This window comes from Bacillus sp. FSL K6-3431 (genome assembly GCF_038002605.1).
GTDB lineage: Bacteria > Bacillota > Bacilli > Bacillales > Bacillaceae_C > Lederbergia.
Genome location: NZ_JBBOCT010000001.1, coordinates 5,173,521 through 5,194,031 on the forward strand (window position 1 = coordinate 5,173,521; position 20,511 = coordinate 5,194,031).

Consider the following 20,511-nt stretch of genomic DNA (forward strand, 5'->3'; position numbering starts at 1 on the left):
GTCGCATTATTTGTGTGTAGAGTTATTCCGATAATAAATTTAATACAATTTGTACGGCAATGGCATCATCAATATAGCCTATAGGAAATATATAATCCGGAATAACATCTACTGGTATAATAAAAAATAATAGTGCACTCCCAATTATTACAAGTTCATGCGGAGTACCCTTCCTCAGTCGAAATTTCTCATATAATTCCTTCAATTGACTAATAAATGGACCTATGGCGCCCACTTTCACAAGCTTCTCATTAAAACTCTTAAGAATAATATTTTTTCCTTTCTCCGTTTGTGAATATTGCCCATAATTATTTAATTGCTGGTCCACACTTACTATAGTAAATTCTTTATCATATAAATCATAAGATTCAAGAAAATTTTGAATAATCTCTATAGACTTGTGAATATCTGTATGGGACTTTTCCTGCTTCTGTTCTAAAGGATAACCAGCAGCCTCAAATAGCGTTGTCAAAGGAACCCCAAGACATTCAGAAAATCTTTTCAGGTGTTGTAGATTTGCTTTCCGTTTACCGTTTATTATCCGAGAGATCGTAGCTGTATCGATTTCAGTAAGTTCACTTAGTTTCCGCATGGACATTGAATGTTTATTTAATAATTCTTTTAACAACAAACCAAGATTATTATATTCTCTTACTTTAGACATATTATATATTCCTTTCTAACGTAATCTGTATGGATAGCTACAGTTCTCAAGTTAAATATTAGATGTTAGTATGAAATATACATTTTAATTGACATTTTGTCAACGGCTCCGTTTTTTTTAAAAAGTTGAGTGGAACCCTAATTATTTACGTTTGGTTATATAACAAATATTAGGACATAACATGGTCACCATTCCGCATTTGAATAAAATATCTAGAAAAGCGAAAGTATTAAAAAATGTGTGATCTTGTAACAGCATATATCTTTTAGGAATATAAACAATGAATAATATTCCCACACTTGAGTGATATAGATTTAGTTTTGTAAGGCGTTTAAAAGAAAAGGAGCGAATATGATTAGAAAAGTAAATGAAAAAAGAGCATGCTATCGTTTTTTCCTCATTTTAGCTCTAACCCATGAAAAATCGAGAAAAGTGGATTCTTTTGAAGGTAATACTGTTTAATATAGCATTACTCCCGCATCCTGGCTTTATCGCCACTTAGGACTAATTGATATTCTGTTAACATCTAATATATATGTAACCTGAAATAATTCATCGGTTCAAGGACTTTGTGTGTGGAATTCATTTGTAAAATAAAGCAAAAGCTTTTTGACATTCGACAAAAACTCCGATTAAGCAAAAATGCCAATAATTACAGACTTCCCCTTTTTCATTTATCTTCTTATGTTTAATAAAAAATAAACAACTCTGCTTGTAAACTTCATCATATAAGTTGATAATAAACAAAGAAGTATCATAATGGGTTATCTACAAATAAGTAGATACTTACTAAGGGGAAATGGTCTAAATGGACGGGATAGCTGAAGTCTTTCAAAAAAAGGGAATAAAACGCCTTATTATTTTTGGTTTACTAGTATTAATTTTATTTGCTATGCGAAGTATGATTAACTTAATTTTGCTTACATTTATTTTTTCGTTTTTAATGGATCGACTCGTAGAATTTACAGCAAAGCGTATTCGATTAAACCGTAGGCTGCTTGTATTAATAATGTATACACTAATTGTGGGTTTGTTAGCATTCGGATTAGTAAAATATCTACCCATTATTACATTGGAAATTAGTGAGCTAATCAAACGGATAACGGCATTTTATACACAGCCACATGAAAATGTTGTTATAAACTATATAGAAACGATTATTTCTAACAACCAAATTGCCGCTTATTTAGAGAATGGTTTTTCTTTTCTACTGAAGTCTTTTACAGATATTAGTAAAACTAGTGTCGAAATTCTGATAGCTTTGATTTTAAGTTTATTTTTTCTTCTAGAAAAACCACGTTTACAAGCATTTACTAGTAAGTTTAAGAGTAGTAAGATAGCACCTTTTTATAATGAAATTGAATTCTTTGGAAAAAAGTTTACTCGTACTTTTGGTAAAGTGATTGAAGCTCAATTTATTATTGCTATTATCAACTGTGTTTTATCGGTTATAGCTTTGATGATTATGGGATTCCCGCAAATTATCGGATTGGCGATCATGATTTTTTTCCTGGGGCTCATTCCTGTAGCAGGTGTGTTCATATCGCTTATTCCTCTTTGTTTAATCGCCTATACGATTGGAGGATTCATAAAGGTAGTTTATGTGTTAATAGCGATTGCGGTTATTCATGGGATTGAAGCATATATATTGAATCCAAAGCTAATGTCTTCTAAAACAGATTTACCTGTTTTTTACACTTTTATTGTCCTGATTTTTTCACAAAATTTCTTTGGTGTTTGGGGCCTAATTATCGGAATTCCAGTTTTTGTTTTCCTACTTGATGTACTAGAAGTGACAAATAAAGATACGCCACAATCACTGAGGTAGTCAACGAGAAATGATTAGATCGACCATATACCGCCTAAAGAATTTAGCACTTTTACTCTGCTACACAGTAAAGTACAGATGAATAAATGTCGACAAAAACCCAGAAGAGATTTTCTGGTTTTTTGTCGTTTATAGGGTGGAATAACTCTCAATTGTAAAAATTGGCTGAATGAACCAATAACATGTCCTTATCGACCATGACTAATCATTATCTGGAAAGTAAAATAGTAAAAAGAGCACATCTTACATCAATAAATAAAAGATATACGTAAAAGGATGAGGGCATATGAAAATAATTTTTATTTCTTTAGATACTTTAAGGGCGAAAAGACTTGGTAGTTATGGTTATAATCTTCCTACTAGTCCATATATAGACCAAATTGCAAGTCAGGGGGCATTGTTTGAAAGCGCTTACGCATCAGATATCCCTACAGAAGTGGCTCACACTAGTATTTTTACTGGGAATGTAGGATTAACAACAGGTGTTGTTTCTCATGGCTCACCTTCTACTTATTTATCAAAACAGTATGACTGGTTGACGAGTATGCTTCGAAAGGCGGGATATACAACAGCTGCAGTCGATAATTTGTATAATCTAAAAGAATGGTTTGCTAGAGGATATCAATATTATATAAATACAATCGGTAAAACTAGATGGATTGATGGTCAGACAATCAATGACATGGCAAAACCTTGGATTAAAGAACATAAAGAGGAAGATTTCTTTTTGTTTTTGCATTACTGGGACCCACATACGCCATATTTACCACCAAAAGAGTATATTCCCGCATTTTATGATCCTAATAGCAATCCTTATAACCCAGATAATACAAGTATGAAGGCAGCTTTCAATCATACTGCATATCCATTTTTTAAGTATCATCATTATGATTTGCTTGGAAATATTACCGACGTAAATTATGTAAATGCTTTATATGATGCGGAAATTAGATATTTAGATGATCTCTTAAAAGATTTAGACCAATTTCTTTGTAATGAAGGAATTCAAGATGATACGATGCTCGTCTTGTTTGGAGACCACGGTGAAAGTTTAACAGAACATGATATCTATTGGGATCATTGCGGCCTATATGAAGCAACTGTTCATATACCGATAATCATTCGATGGCCCGGCCATATTCCAGCAGGGGTTAGAATTTCTAATCTTGTACAGCATGCTGATTTAATGCCGACAATTTTAGATGCACTCGGTATTGACAAGCCAAATGATATTGATGGGAAAAGTTTATGGCCGCTTATCCAAGGAAAGAAAGTTGAGCATCACAAGGAAATATATTTGAGCGAATGTGCCTGGCAAGCTGCAAGAGGAATCCGGACCGACCAGTTTAAGTATATTGAAACGTATGATTCCGGTCCTTTTACAAGGCCCCCAGTTGAACTATACGACATTAATGCAGATCCGAATGAGGAAAAAAACCTTGCTGAAGATCTTCCAAAACAAGTAGAAAAATATCAAAAGCAATTACATGATTGGGTACAAGATAAACTTGGCGCTCGCGAAGATCCGATGAAAGTAGTTATGCAAACAGAGGGGTTACCTTTTAAAAAAAGAATTAAAAAAATCCTAAGTGAATATGGTCTGACCTGGGATGAATGGAGGGAAGATCCTAAAAGAGAAAGAATCGACTACGCGGATAAAAACAAATTCACATGATAAAGTATGTTTATGTATGAAGGTAATGTTCACTCGGTTTTACCAATTTATTATGATAAAACCGATTGGACTTCCATATATAACTTTTACTAATTATTAAATTAAGAGGAAGGAGAAGGTTTGTTGAATGTTATCGAAACATTGTAAATAATGCATTAATTGGTTGGAAGCTAATTATAAGGGGGGAAATATCGATGAGAAATTCTGCTAAAGTAGGTTTCACTTTTCTAATTCTATTTTCGATGATCATTGTTGGGTGTTCTCCAAAAAGCGATTCAGCGACAAAGGAACATGATAAAACCGAAGAAATTGGACAGAATGAAAAGCCGGCTGTAGTGGATGCTTCAGAAATAAATGAGTTTCATCAAGCGCCAATGCTTGATGGTATGGATCTACCGGATGTAAAAGATAGGATTCCAAAGGAACCAAAAATACCAAATGAAATGCCTGCTGAATTCCTATCATTCGAAATTGGTAAGTATGGTGGGACACTTAATACCGTTGCTCAATCTGTAAACTGGGATCCAGATTTATTCGTCATGAGCAATGAACCATTGTTAAATACGCCAGGCATACTTGGAGAAGAAGTTACAGGGAATGTTTTAAAAGATTATGAAGTATCAGATGACCAAAAAGTCTTTACTTTCTATATGAGGGAAGGGATGAAGTGGTCTGATGGAGAACCGGTAACAACTGAAGATGTAAGATTTGCGATTGAAGATGTCCAGTTCAATAAAGAAATTGTGCCAATTTTGCCTGCATGGCTACACTCAGGTAGTAATACGGCAGGATCTCCAATGCAGTTGGAAATTGTGGACGAATTTACTTTTAAAATATCTTTTGATGAGCCAAATGGTGGTTTTCCAATTAGCTTGTCAATTCAAAACTGGCGTGGATATGGTGATCTCTTAAAACCAGCCCATTACCTAAAACAATTTCATAAAAAATATGCTGATGAAGCGGAATTGAAAAAACAAATTGCTGAACATAAGTTCGAGGAAGATCAAGAAACTGATTGGGTGAATTTCTTTAACTATATGGATATTACTGAAAGGGAAATGAGTCATTCAAATGCAGTAGATTTCCCTGTTTTATATCCATGGAAGCTTAAAGAAATGACGAAAACTCACGGAATTTATGAAAGGAATCCATATTACTTCAAAGTCGATGCAAAGGGGAATCAATTGCCGTATATTGACTCTATCAAAAGCGCAATTGTACAAGATACGGAAGTTACAGGGTTAAAAACGATTGCAGGAGAAGTTGATTTCAATCGTGAAGCGACTGCACTTGCCAAAATGCCTGTTTATCGGGAAAACGCAGAAAAAGGTGGATACGAAGCATTGTTAGCAAATATGCACTTAACACCAACCGATATCTTCTTGAATTTAACCCATAAAGATAAAGTATGGCGAAAAGTGGTAAATGATAAACGTTTTCGACAAGCATTGAATTATGCCATTGACCGTGATGAAATAATTGACACACTATACTATGGTTTCGCTGAACCGTCAAAAATTATAGATAGTACGTTGGATTTAGATAAGGCGAATGAATTATTAGATGAAATGGGTATGGAGAAAGGATCGGATGGCTTTAGAATCGGTCCTGACGGTAAGCGATTCTCTATTCCATTTGAAGTGCAGGCAGCAGCTCCAGACATTGTTCCGCTTGCAGAGTTGCTTACTGAGATGTGGAAAGAAATTGGTATTCATGTAACAGTAAAAACAATTGATGGAACATTATGGAGCACACGTAACACTGCCAACGAGTTAAAAGCATCAATCATGTGGACACATACACCGCTTTATTATATGCAAGATTGGGGACAGGGATTTTGGGGTCCACAGTGGGATTCATGGTGGAAATCTGGTGGTAAAAACGGTGAGGAACCACCTGAAGAAGTAAAAGAGTTCTATACATTAATGGATAAGATGAATGTGAGTCCTCCCGAAGAAGCGGTGGCAATTATGGACACATTGAGAGAAAAAATGGGAGAGAATATATTTTACTTTGTTCATATTGAAGATGTAAAACAGCCGTTAATTGTTAATGCTAAATTAGGAAATATCACAGATAAAGGAACAGCAATTAGTATAAACTTTGCTGGAGAACAGATGTATTTTAAAGAATAATAATTGTTGATAATCTTAAAACTCAGGTAGTAATTTCGTTATACTACCTGGGTTTTTCTTTAAATAATTATTAAATGAAAGGAGATTAAATGATGTTATCATTTATTGGGCATCGACTATTACAATTAATTCCATTATTGATTGCAATCAGTATCATTTCTTTTGCATTAATTCAATTACCACCTGGTGATTATTTGACAACTTATATCGCACAACTAGAATTATCTGGAAATGAAGTATCTGAAGGTACAGTTCAAGCGCTTAAAAACCAATATGGATTGGATAAACCAATTTATGTACAGTACTTTATTTGGATTAAAAACATTATATTTCATGGGGACTTTGGCCGCTCCTTTACTTGGAATGAGCCAGTGGGAGATGTGATCGGAGAACGGCTAGGTTTGACGATCCTCATATCTATTTTCACCTTAATTTTCACCTGGATCGTCGCCATACCAATTGGTATATACTCAGCTGTTAGACAATATTCTTTTTTGGATTATGTGTTCACTTTCATCGGATTTATCGGTCTTGCATTACCAAATTTTTTAATTGCACTCGTCGTTATTTATACCGTTTTTGTCAACACTGGTGTAGCGATAACAGGATTATTTTCACCGGAATTTGCTTCTGCACCGTGGAGTATAGCTAAGCTATTGGACATGCTTCAAAGAGTCTGGGTACCTGTTCTCATAATTGGAACCGCGGGAACAGCCGGTTTGATTCGAGTGATGCGCGGAATGTTATTAGATGAATTGCAAAAGCAGTATGTGATTACTGCACGTGCCAAAGGTTTAACAGAAGGGAAATTATTATTTAAATACCCGGTGCGCATGGCCATTAATCCATTGATTAGTACAATTGGCTGGACACTTCCCGCTATTATTTCTGGTGAGGCGATTGTTTCGATTGTGTTGAATTTACCGACTACTGGACCAATGCTATTAGACGCCTTAATGACTCAAGATATGTATCTTGCAGGAAGTTTTATATTAATCTTGAGTGTTTTGACAGTTATAGGCACATTGGTATCTGATATATTACTAGCCTGGATAGACCCTCGAATTAGATTTGGAGGTGTAGAAGAATGAAGTTGGTTTTTAATAAAGGCAATAAACCCGTAAAGGTAAATCATAAATTAAATGAAGAAGCTGAATATGAAGTTGCTTCCCAATGGAAATTAATGTGGTGGAAGTTTAAAAAACATAAACTTGCAATCATATCAGCACCGATACTTACTCTTTTAATTATTATCTCGGCATTTTCAGAATTTTTAAGCCCACATCTCCCTATGGAAAGATTTTCAGATTACAAATATGCACCACCACAATCAATACATTTTGTCCATCCAGAAACGGGATTTAGTTTGCGCCCATTTGTTTACGGAATGACAGAAGAGATGGATAAGGATACATTTCGCCGTACTTTTAAAAATGATTCTACAAAAACATATCCACTTCATTTTTTTGTAAAAGGAAAGGAGTATAAATTTTGGGGACTATTTAAAACAAAGACCCATTTAGTTGGGCTGAAGGATCCAGAAGCTCCATTCTTTATTATGGGGACTGATTCATTAGGTAGAGATTTATTTACGAGAACGCTTCATGGTTCAAGAATTTCTTTATCCTTCGCTTTTTTAGGCATTATCCTTACGGTAATACTTGGCATCGTACTTGGGGGTATATCGGGTTATTTTGGCGGAATCGTTGATACGATTATACAACGTTTAATCGATTTATTACTATGCATTCCGGCTATTCCATTATGGATGGCTCTTGCAGCTGCTCTGCCATCCGACTGGTCGCCAGCAAAAGTATACTTGGGAATGGTGATGATTTTCTCTATCATTGGTTGGACAGGATTGGCGCGTGTTGTAAGAGGAAAGGTCCTTTCCCTTCGCGAAGAAGATTTCACGATGGCAGCAAGATTAGCTGGGGCAAGTAATATGAGAATTATTTCTAAGCATCTTATACCTTCCTTTGCTAGTTACATCATTATAAATGTGTCCATTTCGATTCCAACAACAATTCTTGGTGAAACATCATTAAGCTTTCTTGGCCTGGGGCTTCAAGCTCCTGTAGTGAGCTGGGGTGTGCTCTTAGGTGAATCGCAAAAGTTAGAAAATCTGGCGCATCATCCATGGCTCCTTTGGCCAGCTGCCTTTATTATAGTAGCGGTACTTGTGTTTAATTTTCTTGGCGACGGTCTGCGGGATGCTGCTGATCCTTATAAATAAAGGAGGGAATGCAAATTGAAGAGTTATTCATCAATAGCAGAAAATAAGCAAAAGGATTTAAATATTTATGATAGTGAAGAAATAATACTAGAGGTAAAAGATTTAAAAGTGAATTTTAAAATGGATGAAGGAATATTAGAAGCAGTGAGCGGCGTTGATTTTATAATAAAAAAAAGTAGAACACTTGGCATTGTTGGTGAGAGTGGTAGTGGAAAAAGCGTAACAGCTAAGGCAATTATGCAAATTGTGGATACACCTGGGAAAGTGGATGGACAAATTTATTTTCGTAGTAGGGAAACTAAGCAGATTATCGATATTGGAGAACTTCATCCAAAAGGAAAAGAAGTAAGAGGCATTCGTGGTGGTGAAATATCAATGATTTTCCAAGAGCCAATGAAGGCTTTTTCTCCTATCCATACAATTGGGAATCAGCTAACGGAAGGAATTATGTTACATATTACGAACAATGAAAAGAAAGCCAGAAATATTGCGATAGATATGTTGAAAAAAGTGGGAATGTCGAATCCAGAACAAAGAATTGATCAATATCCACACGAATTATCAGGTGGGATGAGACAAAGGGCGATGATTGCGATGGCTTTATGTTGCAGCCCATCCATCCTTATTGCGGATGAGCCTACTACAGCACTTGATGTTACAGTTCAAGCCCAAGTATTAGACTTGATTAATAGTCTAAAAGATAAATCGGGATCAGCCGTTATTTTTATTACTCATGATTTAGGTGTCATTGCAGAAATGTCTGATGATGTTGCAGTCATGTATCTTGGTAAAGTAGTAGAATATACTGATGTTGATACATTATTTTTTGGAGCTGTTCACCCGTATACTTTAGGATTATTACGATCTATTCCTAGCATTGGAATGAAAGACCAGCGACTTGAATCTATTGAAGGTACAGTGCCTATCCCTATGAATCTTCCAAAGGGTTGCGGATTTTATACAAGATGTAAACACGCAAAAGATGGCGTATGTAATATAGAAGATATCCCTCTAATAAAGGTGAAGGATGGACATTATGTAAGATGTGTGAGAATTGAAGAGATATAATGGGGAGGTATTTATGGCATGGATAATAAAATACTTGAAGTACAATCAATGAAAAAATACTTTCCAATCAAAAAGGGGTTTTTAAAAAGAACAATTGGACAAGTAAAAGCAGTGGATGATGTGTCATTTTATGTAAATGCAGGGGAGACATTTGGTCTTGTTGGAGAATCTGGTTGCGGAAAATCAACACTAGGGAAAAGCTTATTAAGAGCGATAGAACCGTCAGATGGATCTGTGAAATTTAAAAATCGTCATAATGAAATCGTGGATGTTATGGAACTAGATCAACAAGATTTACGAGATACTAGAAGGGATATGCAATTAATCTTTCAAGACCCTTATTCATCTTTAAATCCCCGTATGACAGTATTAAATATTATTGGAGAACCATTAATTTGTAATAAATTAGCAAAGGGTGATGAATTAAAGGAAAAAGTCAAACATTTAATGGAAATTGTTGGTTTGAATAGTCGACACCTTGAACGATATCCCCATGCATTTAGTGGTGGGCAAAGGCAAAGAATAGGAATTGCTCGTGCGTTGGCAACGAATCCAAAGTTTTTAGTATGTGATGAAGCCGTTTCAGCATTAGATGTATCTATACAAGCACAAATCATTAATCTTTTAAAGGACTTACAAAAAACATTCGATTTAAGTTATTTATTTATTTCTCATGATTTGGGGGTCATCCAACACATCTCTGATCGTGTAGGTGTTATGTATGTAGGGAAACTAGTAGAAATGACAACTACCGAAAAGTTGTTCTCTAATCCAAAGCATCCTTATACAGAAGCATTGTTATCGGCGAAACCAATGCCAAACCCGAGATTAAAAAAGGAGAGAATTATTCTTAAAGGAGAGGTAGCAAATCCAGCTAATCCACCAACAGGATGTTATTTCCATCCTCGATGTCCATATGCTCAAGAAATTTGCAAAATAGAAGCTCCCGCTTTAACCGAAATTAACGAAGGTCATCATGTCGCTTGCCATTTTGCAAGCGAGTTAGCTCTTAAAGGAACCCTTGCGATATGAACCATATTCTCATACTTATCATCATTTTCGTTATAGCTCTTTTCTTATGTATGTTAGGAGCAATCTGGTTTATAAACTTTTTTACAAGAAAGTATATAGGTGATAAACATATGGTGCTTGATGAATTAACAAGAGGAGAAGTCCCCGAAAGTTGGTCCCGAAATTTTCAAATGAAATATATGAAATTCAAAGAGAATGGCCAACAAGAAGAAATAATAAAGCTACAAAAAGTCGCGAAAAAAACCTATATTAAAAAGTTAAATCAATTGATGGAGTATGTAAAAAAAACTAATTTAGTAGAAAGTGAAGAAACTCGTTCCGTGATTTTGGCTGATTTGGAAAAAACATATCTCCAATGGAAGGAAAATAAAATACATGAAGTTTCTTGTTAAAAAAAATGTAGTGTTAGCTAACGGCCTTGTGTTATTTATGTCTGCTATATCTGCCTGTGTTGGCTTGGTACTATGGTTTATGATAAGGGACACACTCATGGTTATTCTACTTTACAACTCTTTTAATAAATGGAAGCTTCCCGCAGTAGATAATTTTACTTTCTTAATATTAGGAATGACTTGGCTAGTTTTTGTTTTGATGGCTCATTATTTTTACAATAAAGGGATGAAGCATGGTAGTTTTTTAGCTCACTTTTTTTTCATAAGTGGTATCCAAGCTTTCCTATTATTAATTTGCGAAGTCATTATGTTTTCCGTGGATTCCAGTAAAGGAATAAATAGTATTTTGTTAATAAGCGGTGAATGCTTGATTGGATTGATCCTCGTTTTTTTCGCATTACGAAGAAATTTGAATCAGCCGAAGGACAAAAAAATTATATCTAAATGATAATAAAATGATGGAAAGAAGGGATAGAGATGGATGTAGGTGTTGTATCGAGAAGTTTCCCGCATTTAAGTAATAAAGAAACAGCGGAGCTATTATCCAGTGAAGGTTTCAAATGGACAGAATTATGTTTTTCTCAAACCGATTCAAATTACTGGGTTTATAATGGACGATCAGATTTGAATGCGCTCACGAACGAACAAAGTAGGAATATAGTAGAAACGTATCGAAAGAATGGAATAGAAGTAACTGCAATTGGCGTGTTTACAAATTTACTGGAAACTGATGAAGAAGAATTGAAAAAAAACCTAGACTATTTTGAAAGATTACTGGAAATTGCGTCGCTGAATCATATTCCGTTTGTATCGAGTGAATGTGGATTTAATTTAGGAAATAGGGGGATTAATGCAGATACGTATGAAGCTGATTTTCAAAGACTTATTGAAAGTTTAAAATGGCTAACGAAGAAAGCAGAAAAATATAGTGTTTCGATCGCGCTTGAGCCATGTGTATTGGATGTTGTCCCGAGTGCAAAGCGTACAGTCGATTTAATTAATCAAGTTGGTTCTGATCGACTTAAAGTCCTATTGGACCCAGCCAATTTAATTGCCAATAATTCGGAAGAAGAGATGTTTTCTTATTTATCTCCACATATCGCCTATTTTCATGGAAAAGACCGTAAAGTAAATGACACATATGGTCGAGTAATAGGGGACGGGGATATTGATTGGCAAGTATTTTTGCAACTGTATCATAAATATACGGAGGGTAAACCTTTTATTATGGAATACGTTAATATAAACAACTTTTGTGACGTACGTGATCGTATTATTCGAATTGATGAAAGTGCCATTTCTATTAAATAAAGGTGGTGTAAAAAAGGGATGTCCGGTTATGCCATGACATCCCTTTTGACCTATTAAGCAATGGATTATGAACTGATTGCGGGTTTCTTATTGTAGACAACTGGAAAATCATCACCCGTAAGAAATTCACCCGGCTTTACTGTTACGAAAGGTTCCATTGGATGTGAACCTGTTGGCTCGTAGCGAACATGTCCTGGCATATAATGAACTGCAATTGCGCGCCGTTTTCTTTGGGAGAGATTAGGTCCGCTTCCATGCCAAGTTAAACAGTGGTGATAACCTACTTGGCCCTTTTTTATTTCGAATGGGACTGCTTCTATATTCGCTCCTTCTGGAAGAAGATCTAACTGTTGATGAGATGGTTTGAAATCTGGCGTACTACCTAAATGTTTTTGTTGATCGCCCCATTGATGGCTTTTAGGAACCATCCACATACAGCCGTTCTCTATATATGCATCGTCAAGCGCAACCCATGCACTGACAAGTGATGCTGGTTGAATAATCGGCCATGCGGGATGATCTTGGTGCCAATCTCCTGGCCCTCCAATGATAGGTGGTTTGTATTGAACTTGATCGTGCCAGATTCGTAATGTGTCTGTATTACATAATTGTGCCACTTCTTCACATAATATTTCGTTGGCTGCATGGTTTAAAAAAGCTTCACTAGCCATCCACATATTTACGATTTGAACGACTGTATCTTTTTTTGCCATTTTCATAGCAAATTCCGAATCATTCTCTAACATATTCCGATTTAGAACAGGTTTTTTTACTGATTTCCCATCCATGACTAAGTCTAGTTCTTCGCGAAGTCGTTCAACTTCAGCATCATTTAGAATCACATCACCTTTGACAAATCCACATTCATTGAATTCTTTTAATTGTTTAGAAGTTAACATTGTTTTCACCCTTTCGAAATAGTAGTAACTAAAGTCATTTTTTGAACAGTGTAAATCTAAAAAAATTAAACATTCTTCCTGTAAATAAATGATATCAAGAGAAGATAGTGGCGTCTTTAGAATATACGTAGTAAAATTTGCACTTTTCACAGATGTTTTTACTAATTGTGAAAGGTTTAGGGGTGCTTTTTTATGAAGGAAATGGAGAAAATAATTGATGTTGGTATGTTTTCATTACTTAGACCAACAATTAATTTTGCCAATAAAATGACAGCTGGGTCTGACCAAGCTTGGGGGCCAAGGACCATAGCAGATTGTCAATTAGTCTATATTGTTTCGGGGGTGGCCACACTTACACTTGGTAAGGATGTGATTATTTTACATGCGGGAGAATGTGTGTTTTATGGATCGAATAGTCCCCATAGATTAGTAGCTTCTAAGAATGAACCATTTACATTTATGAGTATTCACTTTGATTGGAACACAGATCATCCATATGGTACCCATCCATTTCATGGGATTAAAAATTGTTCGAATGCAGATTTGAATACAGCTATCCCTCGTTACAAATTATTTGTGGATGATCATGGAGAGGTGATTTTTCCACATCATTTTATTATGCCGAATATGGAAAGTTTATTTGCACAAATTGTTCGTGAATATCGATTTGAAGAACACGGATTTCCATTTATTCTTAGGGGATTGTTTACTCAGTTGCTGACATTTATTATAAGGCACGAAATAAATGGAAGTTATTTATTAGGAGAAAGAAGAAAAATAGTCCCTGCTTTAGAAGCCATTCGAAAGCAGCCTGCTATTAATTGGTCATTAAGTGAATTAGCTGATGTTTGCGGATATCATCCAACTTATTTTTCCTCCATATTTAAAGAAATAACTGGTTTCCCTCCAAAGCAATATTTAATACTTGAAAGAATTAGAAAGGCGAAACAATTATTACTTGAAGCGAAAAGGGTGGAAGATGTTGCCTTGACATTGGGATATACAAGCATTCACTACTTCTGTAGAAACTTTAAATCAATCACGGGTTTAACCCCGACAGAGTATAAGTTACAAAGCTTGGAATTATAAAATTTTCATAGGATGGCTGAATAGACCATTAAATTGGCAGAATGGACAATGATGGTTTAACAAAAATTAGTTAATATTTAATAAAATGCATCTACGATATTAAATATAACGGCAATAAAGGATCTATTAATAATAAGGAAGGAGCACTCGGGTTGATTGGAAAAATGACATGGACTACCCCTGACGGTTTTTTACATCGCAAAAGCCCAGGTGACCAAATCAGCCATGAAGTTTATCTTAGTTTACTCGATAGAAAACTAGAATTTCATATCAATTTTGTATTTGGAAAAGGTGAAAATAAAATGAATATGGGGGACGAACGGATGACTTTAAAAGTTGGGATTGTTGGTATCGGTAATATTGGGAGTATCCACGCATCTGTATATAAAGAAAATCCAAGCGTTGAAATCGTAGCTATTTGTGACATTATCGAATCAAAAGCTAATGAAGCCGTAAGTAAATTTGGTGGAAAAGCTTTCTATAGTGTGAAAGAAATGCTAGATAGTGGTCTTGAACTCAATCTTGTAAGCGTATGTACTAAAGGAGAGGAAAATGGTAGTGAGCATTTTACACCAACAATGGAAATATTAGAAGCGGGTATTCCTGTGCTCGGGGAAAAACCTATTTCTAATAATATTGAAGAAGGGAAACAAATGGTTGACCTTGCTAGAAGTAAGAAAGTACCATATGCTGTCAATCTTAACCATCGCTTTACACCTGCTGCTGAGCGAGCAAAATCATGGTTGGAAGGCGATCGTTTAGGCAAAATCCATATGATTAACATGAGGATGTGGATTAATAACCCAGTTGAAAGCTCCCCGTGGTTCCATTTGCGCGCTTTGCATCCTCATTCCTTTGATGTGATTCGTTATTTCTGTGGAGATGTAAGACGGGTTGCTGCATTTATGATGAAAGGGGAAGGGCGTTCTATTTGGTCTAATACGCAGATTATTTTAGAGTTTGAAAATGGGGCAATTGGAAATCTAGTTGGAAGCTATGATGCGGGTGCGAGCTATGGGCTGGAATTATGTGAAGTAGTAGGCTCTAAGGGCAGATTTGTCTTAGAGGATGCTTGTGAACAATTAACTTATTATCCACGAGCAAGTATTGAAACAGAAAGTTATAGTCATCTTGGCGGAATGCGTGCGTTTCCTGAAACATTTAAAAGCCGCATCAATTCCTTTGTAGATCAACTGACTTCAGGTGTCCCATATGATCAAATAGATGGATCAGGAGATGATGCTCTTAAAGCACAGTTGATTATAGAAGCAGCCATTCAATCATGGGAAACAGGATCCATTGTAGATGTAAAGGATATGGCACTTATTTCAGGAGGTGTACAATGATGAAATTGGGTGTTAATTCCGTTCTATTTAAGGATTTTGATTTTGCCACTGCGGCAAGGCAAATTGCGTTAAGTGGGTATGATGGTGTAGAGATTTCCGCAATAAAAGGAATGTGTGAGCATCTTGTTCTTGATCAATGGAAAGAACAAGCGGATGAATTACGCTCGATTGTAAAGAAGCATGGTCTTGAATTTTTATCAATGGAGGTAGCCTCTTTAGATGAGGAACGTCTTACATTAGCTTTCGAGGCGGCGGCTGACATTGGTATACCAATTGTTAATGTTGGGCCAGGAGGAAAATCGGGTGTAGAGGCTGATCTTGAACAATCTATTGAAACTCTCTATAGATTATCGAAAAAAGCGGAGAGCTATGGTGTCACACTATGTGTTAAGGCCCATATTGGCAATGCCATATATAATACGGAGACAACACTTCGAGCGATGGCTGAAATTTCTGCACCTGCATTTGGAATTGATATGGACCCAAGTCATATATATCGTGGAAATGAAAATCCAGATGAGGAACTACCAAAAGTATTAAGTAAGGTAAAACATATTCATATTCGAGATTGTAAAGGTCGTACTGCAGGACCTGGTGATATCCAAAACCAAGCCTGTGGACGCGGAGATATTGATCTATATGCTTATTGTAAAGCAATGGTTGATGGTAACTATTCCGGTCCAATTTGCCTTGAAGTAATCGGAGCAAATAATCACTCATTGGCAGATGTTTCGATAGTTGCAGCCGAGAGTTACGGATACTTAAACGCATGTTTAAAGGCACTGGGTGCTAGACAACCGAAACTTGTATAGAAAGGAAGATGTGGAATGAAAAAGAAACCAAATGTTATTTTATTTGGGATTGATAGTCTTCGTAGAGATAGAATGAGTTCCTATGGATATGAGCGTTTAACAACACCGCATATCGACAAGCTCGCTGAAAGTGGGGTTTTATTTGAGAACCACTTCAGTCCTAGCATTCCAACGACTCCTGGTTATGCTTCGATGATTACGGGGATGGATTGCTTTGGTACGGACGTAGTGGCACTTAGACATAAAGGCCCGTTAGGCAATCATGTGAAGACTCTTCCCGAGATTTTAGATGGTGAGGGATATAATACAACTTGCATAGGTTTTACTGGTAACCCTTCTTCCCGTGGATTTCAGAAATATATTGATTATGAAGGTTGGGGTCCAGATGAAACCGGCCGCTGTCCAAAAGCGGAAAACTTAAATAATGTCGCGATTCCTGAACTAAAAAGACTATCTTCAGAGGACAAACCATTTTTCTTATTTTTACGGCATATGGATCCACATTCACCTTATTTACCACCAGGTCCGTATGAAAGAATTTTTTATGATGGCGATGAATGTGATCCAACAAACGAATCATTAAATAATTTGAAGAGGTTTAAACCTTTTGCGGATTACATCACCTCCTGGATTCCGGACGGGTGCACAGATTCTGATTATATCGATGCGCAATATGATGGGGCAGTAGCTTACATGGATGCCTGCATTCAAAACATCCTTACGACAGTAGATACACTTGGCATAGAAGAAGAAACTTTGATCATCATTACATCTGACCATGGTGAAACCTTAAATGAACATGATTGTTGGTATGACCATCATGGTCTTTATGAGCATAATTTAGTCGTTCCGCTAATATTAAAATATCCTGGGAAATTACCTGCAGGGCAAAGAGTCTCAGATTTTTCACTGATAAAAGATTTGATGCCGACTGTTTTAGAGCTCTTAGAAATCGAAACTGAGATTGAATTTGATGGACGAAATCTTATGCCGATGATTAATGAAAAAAAAGAAGGAGTTTCACAGGTGTCAGAGTTTTATATTTCAGAATGTACATGGATGCGAAAACATGGCTGGCGGACACCGGAATGGAAATTAATTCGCGCACTTGAGCCAGATATTCACTTTAAAGCTGAAATTGAATTGTACAATATTATTAAAGATCCAAAAGAGCTAATAAACTTAGCTGACCAAGAGCCGCAAATTGTAAATATGCTCTTAGGTAGAATGGATGCTTATATTGCCAAACGCGAGAGTGAAACTGGGCGTGCGAATCCAATGTACACAAATTTACAATGGCATGGCTTGGATCGTGGTCCTTTTAAAACTTCGCAAGAAGCTTATGATTCAATGCATATCGGGTCGATTAGTAATGCACAACAATTACAAGAAAAAGATAAAGAAAAAGATAAAAATAAAGAAAAAGATAAAGAAAAAGAAAAAGAAAAAGTATAATATCACACAAAGATAGACTCTCGAAATTTCGAGGCGTAAATCTGCCGAATTTCCAAAAACCTACCGGGAATTAAGCTTTATTGAATATTTTGGTATTAGTTTTCAAAAAGAGAAGAGACATGGAAAAGAAGCGTCACATATTTATTTTTTAAAAGGCTGTTTTGGAAACATTGTTGCTTTACCAAGGTAGTGCGTGGTTGATTTCCGCTACAGTTGCACGCCCCCCCGGAACGCGTCCTCCTGGAACGGAAATCAACGGTTGCAGGCGGACACGTTGTATGTAGATTATTTATCTCATTCAACAAAGAATGGGTAATTCTACTAGAAAGTGAACTATCTCCCTATTAAAAGTAGGAGGAGACAATGAAAAAATGGCACAAGAAAATCTTGTACCATCCGGCTTGGTGAATGCCGAGAGTCTATAAAGTGGTCCGGAGGAATGATCCTTCGAACCACTTTATACAATCGAGAGGAGGGTAATTTATGATTAAAGTAGCAGTAGTAGGAGTAAATAACATAGGTAAACTTCATTGTCGCTATTATAAGGAGAATCAAGATGTAGAATTTGTCGCAGTTTGTGATTTAAACAAGGATTTGGCCAACTTAGTGGCGAATCGATATAATGTCAAGGCATATACAGATTTAACAGAAATGCTTCAAGCAGAAGAAATTGATGTTGTTAGCATTGCTACTGGTGGTAAAGAAAATGGTTCCCATCATTATGGTCCGGCTATGATCGCTATTGAAAACGGAAAAGATGTTTTAGTAGAAAAGCCGCTTTCTAATAGTATAGAAGAAGCCAGAGAATTGGTGGAATATGCTCGATTAAAAAATGTGCGCCTTGCATGTAATCTTAACCATCGTTTTGTTCCCACGGCAAATCGTGCGAAAGAATGGATTAATAATGGAGAACTCGGAACATTACTTTTTCTTAATATGAAATTAACGATCGGGAATCCAAATGAGTCAAGTCCATGGATACATTTAAGGGCACTTCATCCCCATTCAATCGATGTCATGCGTTATTTTGGTGGAGACATTAGGCGGGTGCAAGCATTTATGACTAAAGCACCTGGAAGATCCGTTTGGTCTACAGCATCTATCAACCTAGAATTTGCATCTGGGGCAGTAGGACATCTAACTGGAAGTTATGACATGGATAACCGGCATCCAATAGAATACTGTGAAGTCGCGGGAACGCAAGGTCGGTTTACGATTGAAGATGTTTATGATAGGGTGACCTTCTATCCCCATAATAGTACAGAATTGAAGGTAGTTCGTAACTCCGTATTGTCTGGAATGAATGGTTTTGATGAAACATTTAAAAATCGTATTCAAACATTTATAGCTGAGATAAAAAGTGCAATCCCGCCAGAACAAGTCACTGGTTCCGGGGCAGAGGCGTTGCTGGCTCAACAAGTCATCGAAGCAGCCATACGTTCCCAGATGGAAAATGGCGCAGTAATCGAAATCTAATAGTTTGACAGAGGTAATATCCATTGATTCAATAGGTAAACAAAATACTTAAATAATACAATACATTTTTTTATTGAAATCAAATGAAACCCTTTACAGATAAATGCAAATGCGATATATATTACAAAATCTATGAAGTGACTTCATTTTACCTTTAAATAGGGGGAGTAAGGATGATTACAACGGAATATCAAAGCAGTGAGTATATGGATACAGATGAATTTCCATTTTGGATTCAACGGTGTTATCATGACGCTTCAAACGTCCCACCAGCTCACTCTCATGAATTCATAGAATTAGTATTTGTAGTCCAGGGTCATGCCAAGCATATTTTTGAAGGTCAATCATATCAGATAAAAACAAATGATGTATTTATTATTAATCCAGGTGAGATCCATACGTTTCAAATTGAGCAAGGGGTAAAGTTTGAAATTATTAATTGCTTATTTCTCCCTAGTTTAATTCATGATTCTTTATTAAAAGAATTAGGCGTATCTCAATCCATGGATTATTTTTATATTCATCCATTCTTGGATAAGAGTGAACGATTTTATCATCTCATTAATTTAGGTGAAAATAATTCGAGTAGGTTTCACTCCTTATTAGAAGGGATGATGTATGAATATAACAAGGAAAGTGCATGTTATTCAACGTTAATTCGTTTGCAATTGGTAGAGTTATTAATTATCTTATCTCGAATTTATAACGAAAAGAAGATGAATATCAATCATGCAGGCAAAGAAAATGAGAGTCAAATACTGGTCCAGCGTATTTATGGTTATTTAACGAGAAACTTTGATCAAAAAATTTCTATCCCAACACTATGCCATTTATTTAATATTAGTGCTCGTCATTTAAATCGTCTATTTAAGCAAGAAACTGGACGGACTGTTGTTGAGGTACTCCATAGTATAAGAATTGGAAAAGCCAAGCAATACTTGTTGGAATCCGATGATAAAGTAATCAATGTCGCAATAAAGGTTGGGTATGACGATCCTGCTTTTTTTAGTAGGCTATTTCGAAGAATGGTTGGTTGCTCTCCAGGAAAATACAAGGAAAGTGCTTATTCTTCGATTAAATGAACGGATGGAGG

General features: G+C 36.0%; 18 protein-coding genes. 16 read left to right on the forward strand and 2 right to left on the reverse strand.

Going from position 1 to position 20,511, the window contains the following annotated elements:
• Nucleotides 1-22 precede the first annotated feature (22 nt).
• Nucleotides 23-664, reverse strand: a complete 642-nt coding sequence (locus MHB53_RS24615) for a helix-turn-helix domain-containing protein (protein WP_340923674.1) — start codon at nucleotides 662-664, stop codon at nucleotides 23-25.
• Between the two features lie 808 nt (nucleotides 665-1,472).
• Between MHB53_RS24615 and MHB53_RS24620 the strand changes: the two genes are divergently transcribed.
• The 10 genes from MHB53_RS24620 (at nucleotide 1,473) to MHB53_RS24665 (ending at nucleotide 12,341) form a co-directional block, all read left to right on the forward strand.
• On the forward strand, nucleotides 1,473-2,492 hold the full coding sequence (locus MHB53_RS24620) for an AI-2E family transporter (RefSeq protein ID WP_340923677.1): 1,020 nt from the start codon (nucleotides 1,473-1,475) through the stop codon (nucleotides 2,490-2,492).
• A gap of 286 nt (nucleotides 2,493-2,778) precedes the next feature.
• Nucleotides 2,779-4,167, forward strand: a complete 1,389-nt coding sequence (locus tag MHB53_RS24625; RefSeq protein ID WP_340923678.1) for a sulfatase family protein — start codon at nucleotides 2,779-2,781, stop codon at nucleotides 4,165-4,167.
• A 194-nt stretch (nucleotides 4,168-4,361) separates the two neighbouring features.
• Complete coding sequence (locus MHB53_RS24630; protein WP_340923681.1) at nucleotides 4,362-6,302, forward strand: ABC transporter substrate-binding protein; 1,941 nt, start codon at nucleotides 4,362-4,364, stop codon at nucleotides 6,300-6,302.
• A gap of 89 nt (nucleotides 6,303-6,391) precedes the next feature.
• Nucleotides 6,392-7,393, forward strand: coding sequence for an ABC transporter permease (locus MHB53_RS24635; RefSeq protein ID WP_340923684.1), 1,002 nt, complete (start codon nucleotides 6,392-6,394; stop codon nucleotides 7,391-7,393).
• Complete coding sequence (locus MHB53_RS24640) at nucleotides 7,390-8,538, forward strand: ABC transporter permease (protein ID WP_340923686.1); 1,149 nt, start codon at nucleotides 7,390-7,392, stop codon at nucleotides 8,536-8,538. The genes MHB53_RS24635 and MHB53_RS24640 overlap by 4 nt, the downstream gene beginning before the upstream one ends.
• Nucleotides 8,539-8,553: 15 nt before the next feature.
• Nucleotides 8,554-9,606, forward strand: coding sequence for an ABC transporter ATP-binding protein (locus MHB53_RS24645; RefSeq protein WP_340923688.1), 1,053 nt, complete (start codon nucleotides 8,554-8,556; stop codon nucleotides 9,604-9,606).
• Between the two features lie 18 nt (nucleotides 9,607-9,624).
• Nucleotides 9,625-10,638 (forward strand): ABC transporter ATP-binding protein, encoded by a 1,014-nt coding sequence (locus tag MHB53_RS24650; RefSeq protein WP_340923691.1) that lies wholly within the window; start codon nucleotides 9,625-9,627, stop codon nucleotides 10,636-10,638.
• Nucleotides 10,635-11,030 carry a hypothetical protein gene (locus tag MHB53_RS24655; RefSeq protein WP_340923692.1) on the forward strand — a complete coding sequence of 132 codons (396 nt, stop codon included), beginning with the start codon at nucleotides 10,635-10,637 and terminating at the stop codon, nucleotides 11,028-11,030. The genes MHB53_RS24650 and MHB53_RS24655 overlap by 4 nt, the downstream gene beginning before the upstream one ends.
• The gene (locus MHB53_RS24660; protein ID WP_340923695.1) at nucleotides 11,014-11,478 is read left to right on the forward strand and encodes a hypothetical protein; all 465 of its coding nucleotides are present in this window, start codon (nucleotides 11,014-11,016) and stop codon (nucleotides 11,476-11,478) included. The genes MHB53_RS24655 and MHB53_RS24660 overlap by 17 nt, the downstream gene beginning before the upstream one ends.
• Nucleotides 11,479-11,507: 29 nt before the next feature.
• A complete protein-coding gene (locus MHB53_RS24665) occupies nucleotides 11,508-12,341 on the forward strand; it encodes a sugar phosphate isomerase/epimerase family protein (RefSeq protein ID WP_340923697.1) in 834 nt (277 codons plus the stop codon).
• A 65-nt stretch (nucleotides 12,342-12,406) separates the two neighbouring features.
• Here the strand turns inward: MHB53_RS24665 and MHB53_RS24670 are convergent, their stop codons facing one another.
• A complete protein-coding gene (locus tag MHB53_RS24670; protein ID WP_340923700.1) occupies nucleotides 12,407-13,240 on the reverse strand; it encodes a phytanoyl-CoA dioxygenase family protein in 834 nt (277 codons plus the stop codon).
• 192 nt (nucleotides 13,241-13,432) lie between these two features.
• Between MHB53_RS24670 and MHB53_RS24675 the strand changes: the two genes are divergently transcribed.
• The 6 genes from MHB53_RS24675 to MHB53_RS24700 all read left to right on the forward strand — a co-directional run bounded on the left by MHB53_RS24675 (nucleotide 13,433) and on the right by MHB53_RS24700 (nucleotide 20,500).
• On the forward strand, nucleotides 13,433-14,329 hold the full coding sequence (locus tag MHB53_RS24675) for an AraC family transcriptional regulator (RefSeq protein WP_340923702.1): 897 nt from the start codon (nucleotides 13,433-13,435) through the stop codon (nucleotides 14,327-14,329).
• Nucleotides 14,330-14,481: 152 nt separating this feature from the next.
• A complete protein-coding gene (locus tag MHB53_RS24680) occupies nucleotides 14,482-15,675 on the forward strand; it encodes a Gfo/Idh/MocA family protein (protein WP_340923705.1) in 1,194 nt (397 codons plus the stop codon).
• On the forward strand, nucleotides 15,672-16,487 hold the full coding sequence (locus MHB53_RS24685; protein ID WP_340923707.1) for a sugar phosphate isomerase/epimerase family protein: 816 nt from the start codon (nucleotides 15,672-15,674) through the stop codon (nucleotides 16,485-16,487). The genes MHB53_RS24680 and MHB53_RS24685 overlap by 4 nt, the downstream gene beginning before the upstream one ends.
• Before the next feature lie 15 nt (nucleotides 16,488-16,502).
• Nucleotides 16,503-17,942: a sulfatase gene (locus MHB53_RS24690; RefSeq protein ID WP_340923710.1), complete on the forward strand. Its 1,440-nt coding sequence runs from the start codon at nucleotides 16,503-16,505 to the stop codon at nucleotides 17,940-17,942.
• Between the two features lie 483 nt (nucleotides 17,943-18,425).
• Nucleotides 18,426-19,418: a Gfo/Idh/MocA family protein gene (locus MHB53_RS24695; protein WP_340923713.1), complete on the forward strand. Its 993-nt coding sequence runs from the start codon at nucleotides 18,426-18,428 to the stop codon at nucleotides 19,416-19,418.
• A 173-nt stretch (nucleotides 19,419-19,591) separates the two neighbouring features.
• Nucleotides 19,592-20,500: an AraC family transcriptional regulator gene (locus MHB53_RS24700; RefSeq protein ID WP_340923715.1), complete on the forward strand. Its 909-nt coding sequence runs from the start codon at nucleotides 19,592-19,594 to the stop codon at nucleotides 20,498-20,500.
• Nucleotides 20,501-20,511 lie beyond the last annotated feature (11 nt).